The sequence below is a fragment of the Nonomuraea sp. NPDC004186 genome (assembly GCF_053603495.1).
The window spans coordinates 24219-30936 of record NZ_JBSGFQ010000138.1 but is presented as its reverse complement, the minus strand read 5'-3'; the positions used below and the strand labels follow the sequence as shown (position 1 = coordinate 30936).

At 70.1% G+C, this 6718-nt stretch carries 7 protein-coding genes; 3 read left to right on the top strand and 4 right to left on the bottom strand.

Going from position 1 to position 6718, the window contains the following annotated elements:
- Positions 1-139: 139 nt before the first annotated feature.
- Positions 140-748: a TetR/AcrR family transcriptional regulator gene (locus tag ACWEPL_RS56420; RefSeq protein WP_452441499.1), complete on the bottom strand. Its 609-nt coding sequence runs from the start codon at positions 746-748 to the stop codon at positions 140-142.
- Between the two features lie 144 nt (positions 749-892).
- Here ACWEPL_RS56420 and ACWEPL_RS56415 point away from each other — a divergent pair, with 144 nt between their 5' ends.
- The 3 genes from ACWEPL_RS56415 (at position 893) to ACWEPL_RS56405 (ending at position 4151) form a co-directional block, all read left to right on the top strand.
- A complete protein-coding gene (locus tag ACWEPL_RS56415; protein WP_452441498.1) occupies positions 893-1801 on the top strand; it encodes an NADP-dependent oxidoreductase in 909 nt (302 codons plus the stop codon).
- Between the two features lie 223 nt (positions 1802-2024).
- Entirely contained in the window at positions 2025-2813 is a 789-nt protein-coding gene (locus ACWEPL_RS56410; protein WP_452441497.1) for an alpha/beta fold hydrolase, read from the top strand.
- 366 nt (positions 2814-3179) lie between these two features.
- Positions 3180-4151, top strand: a complete 972-nt coding sequence (locus tag ACWEPL_RS56405) for an MASE1 domain-containing protein (protein ID WP_363969574.1) — start codon at positions 3180-3182, stop codon at positions 4149-4151.
- Between the two features lie 104 nt (positions 4152-4255).
- Here the strand turns inward: ACWEPL_RS56405 and ACWEPL_RS56400 are convergent, their stop codons facing one another.
- The 3 genes from ACWEPL_RS56400 to ACWEPL_RS56390 form a co-directional block, all read right to left on the bottom strand.
- Complete coding sequence (locus ACWEPL_RS56400) at positions 4256-5089, bottom strand: polysaccharide deacetylase family protein (RefSeq protein WP_452441495.1); 834 nt, start codon at positions 5087-5089, stop codon at positions 4256-4258.
- Between the two features lie 99 nt (positions 5090-5188).
- Complete coding sequence (locus ACWEPL_RS56395; protein ID WP_452441494.1) at positions 5189-5656, bottom strand: OsmC family protein; 468 nt, start codon at positions 5654-5656, stop codon at positions 5189-5191.
- A complete protein-coding gene (locus ACWEPL_RS56390) occupies positions 5653-6297 on the bottom strand; it encodes a GntR family transcriptional regulator (protein ID WP_363969568.1) in 645 nt (214 codons plus the stop codon). Before ACWEPL_RS56390 ends, ACWEPL_RS56395 begins: the two co-directional genes overlap by 4 nt.
- Between the last annotated feature and the right edge of the window lie 421 nt (positions 6298-6718).

Sequence of the window (6718 nt, the reverse complement as noted above, 5' to 3'; positions counted from 1 at the left end):
CAAGGAGAGGCACACCACGCCCGCCGACGACGAACGGCCCCGGTCCATCCACGCGGACCGGGGCCGTTCCGGCTCTGAGTGACCAGGGTGCCCGTCGCGCCCCTGCACGAGGACGGCGCGGAGGGCTGACCCGCGGCGGTCAGGTCTCCATCGGGTTCGCCTGCAGTGCGCCCGCACGCTGCAGGGTGGTGAGCCACTGGGCCACGACGGCATCGATGAAGGCGTCGGTGACCTGGCCTCGGTCGAGGAGGAGCCTGGCGAGGACGGGCCCGTACAGCAGGGTGTATTCGTCGTCGCTGATCCGAACGCCCGAGGGCTCCAGCAGCTTGTTCAAGGCGGCGTGGCGGTCTTCGCCGATGCGGACGAGTGCCTGGGCGCTGTCGGGGTCGTGGTCGGCCTGGGCGGTGACGGCCAGGACGGCGGTGCGCATGGCCGGGACGCTGACGCCGGCGCGCAGGCTCTTCAGCCAGGCGGTGGCCACGGCGCGCACATCGCTGCCCGGTTCGGGGTAGGTGCCGAGGTCGGGGCCTTCGAGGATGAGATCGAAGAGCAGCGCGGCTCGGTTCGGCCAGTGCCGGTAGAGGGTCTGGCGGGTGACATCTGCCCGTTCGGCCAGCAGGGCATAGGTCAACCCTGCCGGTCCGACCTCAGGTAGCAGTTCTCGCGCGGTGGTCAGCACATGGTTACGGGTGCGCTGCACGCGCGGGTTGCTCGGGGTCGGCTGACGGCGGTGGACCGGCTGCTTCATGCCACCACCCTAACAGGTAATCACACACGATGTGTGATTGACATCACAGCTCAAATCATACGCCGCGTGTGATAAATAGAGAGGGTAATCACACGCAATGGATGATTCTTGCGTGTGCGGTTCCCTCTTCTCAGGAAGTGCCTGATGTCCACTGCGATCACCTTCTCCGAGTACGGCGGGCCGGAGGTCCTCACCCTGTCGGAGGTTCCGCCGCCGGAGCCGGCTCCGGGTCAGATCCGTATCCGCGTACGGGCGGCCGCCGTCAACCCGATCGATGCGCGGATCCGCGCCGGGATCATGCAGGACGCCTTCCCCATCGAGTTCCCGCACCTGCCTGGGTGGGACGTGGCAGGCGTGGTCGACAAGGCCGGCGAAGGCGCGAGCTTCGCGGTCGGCGACGAGGTCTTCGGCGTCGCTTCGGTGGGCGGCTACAGCGAGTACGCACTGCTGGACCGGCCGTTCGCCAAGCCGAAGCAGCTGTCGTACGAGACCGCGGCCGGCATGATCACGGTCGGCGAGGCCGCCTACCGGGCCTTGGAGCATCTGGGGATCGACAAGGGCCAGACCTTGCTGATCCACGGCGCGAGCGGCAGCGTCGGCACCATCGCGGTGCAACTGGCCGCCGCCCGCGGCATCGCCGTGATCGGCACAGTCGCCGAGCGGGACATCGAGCGGGTCGATCGCCTCGGCGCGACCGCCGTGCGCTACGGCGAGGGCTGGGCCGAGCGGGTCAAGGGCGCGGCCCCGAGCGGTGTGAACTTTGTTTTCGATGCCTGCGGCGCGGGCGTGCTCGCCGAATCCGTCACCCTGGTCGGCGATGCGGGCAAGGTCATCACCATCGCCGATCCGTCCTTCGCCCGGCACGGCGTGCGGTTCACCGGCATGAGCCCCGAGGATCGCTTCCCCGAGGCCCTGCCGCAGCTGGCCGACCTGATCGCCACCGCCGCGTTCGATCTCCCCGTCTGGCGGGCCTACCCGCTCGGCGAAGCCGCCCAGGCCCACGTCGACATCGAAGCCCGCCGCAACCGGGGCAAGATTGTCCTCCTGCCCTGACCCCTGGCCACCGCCTCACCCGAGCTCAACGAGGCCGCGGCCCCGACGCGCTCCACCGACCGGCCACGAGCACCGGGAACCGATGGAGCCCGCACCACCCTCCCGCCGCTGAGGCGGGCGCGGACCTCGCCGCCGCATTCGAGGTCCGGGCAGCCACGCGCCCGGCGCCTGCATGCAGCTGCCCGCCCCACCAGCATCAAGATCCTCTGAAAGATGGCTGACCATGTCACCTCGCACCCTGCCCGAAGCCACGTTCGCACGCACTCGCCTCGGCTCCGGCCCCGGCCTGCTCCTCGCCCACGGCGCCGGCAGCAGCCTGGCCAACACCTACGGCCCCATCCTGGAAGGTCTCGCCGCCCGCCACACCGTCGTCGGCATCGACTACCCCGGCAGCGGCGACACCCCCCGCTCCACCTCCCCGCTGTCCGTCGACGACCTTGCCGACCAACTCGTCGCCGCCGCCGATGCGGAGGGCCTCGACCGCTTCGCTCTGTCCGGGTTCTCCCTCGGCGGCTCGGTCGCCATCCGCGCTGCCGCCCGTCACCCCGAGCGCGTCACCGCACTCGTCCTGACCGCCACCTTCCCGTACCGTGACAACCGGCTCGCTCTTGCCTCCTCGGTCTGGAGAAAGATCGCCGCGTCCGGCGACCGCGAGACGCTCGCCGAATTCCTGCTCATGATGGCCCTCGGCACCCAGGCGCTGGAGTCGATGTCGTCCGAGCAACTGCAGGAGACCCTCGGCTTCGCCGCCGCCACCGCAGCCGACGGCTCCCCCGAACAAGTCGACCTGGTCGGCCGGGTCGACGTCCGAGACGACCTGGCCGGCATCAAGGTCCCCACCTTGGTCATCTCGACCGCCGACGACTGGGTCACCTCCACCGCCCTGCACCGCCGGCTCGCCGACACCATCCCCGGCGCCCGACTCGCCGAAATCGCCGGCGGCCACCTCCCGATGCTGGAGCGAACCGACGAGTGGTTGCAGCTCATCACCGACTTCCTCGGCAAACACTGAAAGCACACCATAGGTGGGGCCACGCAGCGAACATCGGCGCGGTCCCACGACCTGCCTGCGCAACCCCAGCGTCGCACCGAATCAGGCGCCAAGCCACGCGTCCGCATAGCCGCGACGGAGGAGCCTTTCCCTTTTCTATGGCTATATCGCTTTTGACGTATATGTCGATTACCTGGCGTTGGGTCCTATCTGGCGGATTATGACTAGTTTTGAGACAGGGCCGGTCATGCCACGCCAAAGGCCGGAACCCGAGCCTGAACAGACGAGTGTTGCCGCGGTACGCGCTAGACCGGGCGTCGATTCGGCGGGGCCGGAGGTGTTCCTATGAGGGCTGTCGCCGTCCACTATGGGCTACGGGATCATGCCATGACGGCCGTGAAGATCCTCGCCGTCGCGATCGCCTATCTCGTGGCCGCCAAGCTGGGGCTGCGACTGCAGCTGGTCCGAGGGCAGGTGACGCCGCTGTGGCCCTCGACGGGAATCGGGCTGGCCGCCCTGCTCATCTTCGGCCTCCGGACCTGGCCGGGCATCACCCTCGGCGCATTCCTGACCAACGTGTCGATCGGGCCGACGATGGCCGCCGTCCTGGGCATCTCCGTGGGGAACACGCTCGCGCCGGTCTGCGCCTACCTCCTGATCGAGCGCGTGGGCTTCCGCATCGAACTGGACCGGTTGCGTGACGCGCTCGCCCTGGTGTTCCTCGGTGCCTTCGCCGGGATGCTGGTCAGTGCGACCGTCGGCGCCGGTTCGCTGGTGCTCGCCGGCGGGCTGCGGCCCGGCGAGTTCTGGCCCGCGTGGTCGGTGTGGTGGACGGGCGACGCGATGGGCGTGCTCGTGGTCACGCCGCTCCTGCTCGCGAGCCGCACGACCCGGCTGCCGCGGGACGCCCACCCGCTCCGCTGGGTCGAAGGGGCGGCGCTGCTGCTGGGCACCTTCCTCGTCACGCTGGTGGCGACCGCGGGCCCCATCAACCTGCTCTTTCTCGTGTTCCCCTTCCTGATCTGGTCCGCGCTGCGTTTCCAACTCCTCGGGGCCGCGGCTTGCGCGCTGATCACGTCGACGGTGGCGATCGTCTCCGCCGCGCGCCACTCCGGCCCGTTCGCCCAGCACGACCTCCTCCTCAACATGGTCGCCCTCCAGGCCTTCAACGGCTCCGCTGCGCTGACCGCGCTGCTGCTCGCCGCGATCATCGCCGAGCGCAACAAGGCCCACCAGAACATCAAGGACGTCTGCGCCCGGCTCAACGAGGTGGCGCACCGGCTTGCGCGCGACAAGAAGCTGGTCATCCGGCTGCCGCCCCCACGCGCCGGCGAGCGGAGCAGGGATCGGTCGCAGTAGCCGGACGATTCGGCGCCGCCGTCGGTTGCGTCAAGGGGAGGCAGCCATCACAACTCCACGGCGCCGCAGCGCGCCTCCGACTTCGGCCTGGGAGATCAGCGGCATCATTTCACCCAGATCTCCTGCAGGACCCGGTAGTCGAGCACGACGATCCCCTCGCTCCGCAGGATCTCGCGCGCCTCGGGGGAGGTGAGGAACTCGTAGTCGGTCCGCCGCACGCGCCACCCGCCGGGCTCGATCGCCTGAGCGTCCTCGTCCCCGAGCCCCGGATGGACGGCCCATTCGCTCAGCCCGACGGGCACCTCGCGCAGCAGCCTGGCGTACGTGGCCGCCTTGCCGTCGAGTTCGAGCCGGAAGCTGTCCAGGAAGTCGTGGTCGACCGCCGGCAGCCCGCGCGCCCGTACCTTCTGGCGGGCCGGGTCGAGCCAGGCCCGCACCGCCAGGCCGTACTCCTGGGCCAGCGCCACCGTCAGGTCGAAAACGTCGGCGCGCCCGCCATCGGCCAGGCAGTGCCAGTCCAGGTGGGTGGGCGCCAGCCCGGCATCGGTAACGGCGGCGATCTGCGCGCGGAACTCGCGCTCCACCTCGTCGAGACGGGCCTGGGCGAGCAGCTCCGGTATGCGATCGGGCGTGAACAGCTCACCCGCCGCATCGAGCAGCGACGGCACCTCCTCCTTGGGCGTCAGCGGCCCCCACCTGCGGCGAGGCGTGTCGCACACCAACGTCAGATGGATCCCGAACGGGATCTCCGGCCGGTCGCGCAGCAGTCGCATGGCGTGCTCCGCCCCCGGGCAGGGCGTCATCAGGCTGCACGAGCCCGAGATCCCCTCCTCGATCGAGCGCACGACCGCGTCGTTGATCGCCCGGTGCATTCCGAAGTCGTCGCTGTTCACGATCAGCAGGCGCGCGTCGGGCTCGAACCCGGGGAGATCGTTCATGCTCCAAGCCTGCCGGGCGTGAAGGGCGACATCCAACCGGTTTCCGGCCCGCTACGGCCGTACGGAGCAGGCACCTGCCCACCCGGGACGAACCTACGGTCACACGGCGCGGATGGTCGGCTCGACGCGTACCGGGAAGTTCACGGAGCTGGCGATGAAGCATGCCCTGTGCGCGTCTTCGTGCAGCTTGGTGGCGGCATCGGCCATCTCGGGCGATGTCACGGTGATCGAGGGGCGCAGCACCACCTCGGTGAAGTGGCCGCCGTCCGCGGTCTCGGCCATGGTCCCGACCGCGTTGTCGACGTACTCGGTGATGACGACGCCCGCCGTGGCGCACTTGTGCAGGTACGACAGCATGTGGCACTGGGACAGCGAGCCGACGAGGAGCTGCTCCGGGTTCCAGCGTGTCGGGTCGCCGCGGAAGGCCGGGTCGGAGCTGGCCGCGATGGCCGGCGGGCCTTCTGCGGTCAGCTCGTGCTCGCGGCCGTAGTCACGGTATCCGCTGGTGCCGGTGCCCTTGTTGCCGGTCCAGGTCACCACGACCGGGTATGTGTGCTCGCGGGTCATGCTTCGTCCTCCTCGCTGTGGGTGATGTTACGGGTGTCGAGTACGTGTGCGCGGGCGACCCTGGCGGCCTCCTCCGGGTGGCCCAGAACGATCGCGGCGACGAGCTCCTCGTGCTGGCCCGACACGTACGCGGGCCGCGACGGCGGCGCCAGCGAGCGCAACGTGGACACCTGGATCTGATCCCAGATGCGTTCCAGCGCGTGCAGTGCCATCGAGTTGGCCGACAGCTCGGCGATCACCCGGTGGAAGCGGCGGTTGAGCCGCACGGCCTCGGCCAACCGCCCCTCGGCGGTGGCCGTGGCGGTTTCGATCGCGATCTCGCGGAGCGAGGCGAGGTCGGCGGGGGCGATGCGGCCCTCGCGCTGGCGGGTTGCGGCCAGCTCGGCGGTGAGCGCCTCCAGCGCCGCCCGCACCTGGTACGCCTCGTTCAGGTCGCCCTGCTCCAACGCCACGACCACCACGCCGCGCCCGGAGGGCTGCACGAGCCCGTCGGCGGCCAGCGCGCGGAGCGCCTCGCGGACGGGGGTGCGGCTCATGTCCAGGGCGGTCGCGACCTCCATCTCGGTCAACCGCGCCCCGGGCGGGTACGTGCCGTCGAGGATCAACTCCCTCAGCCGCCTCCGCGCCACATCGGTCTGCATGCGGATCAGGTTAGCGGACGGCATACATTGCATGCAATGGACACACTGTATGCAACCCCTGGCCTGCTTGGCGGACAAGCGCGATCGCTCCCGGTCGTGTACAGACGGGCAGCCGCACCAGGAGCCGTGGGGGTGAGGTGGCGGTGGGGTCGGCGGTGCCGGAGTTGCGGGATCGGCAGGGGGCGAGATTGGCGATGGCGGTGGTTGTGAGGTTGCGTTCGCGTGACGTTGAGGGTGTCGAGGGTTGTGGTCTGGCGGTGGAGCGAGGCTGGTGGTGCGGGGGGTTGCGGGGTTGAGGTCGGTTGTGGGGTCGGCGGTGCGGGGGTTGTCGGGTTGGGGGCGGAAGCGAGGTTGGCGGTGCCTCGGGTTGTGGGGTTGGTGACGGGGGTGAGGTTGGCGCGGCCGGGGGTTGCCTGGTCGG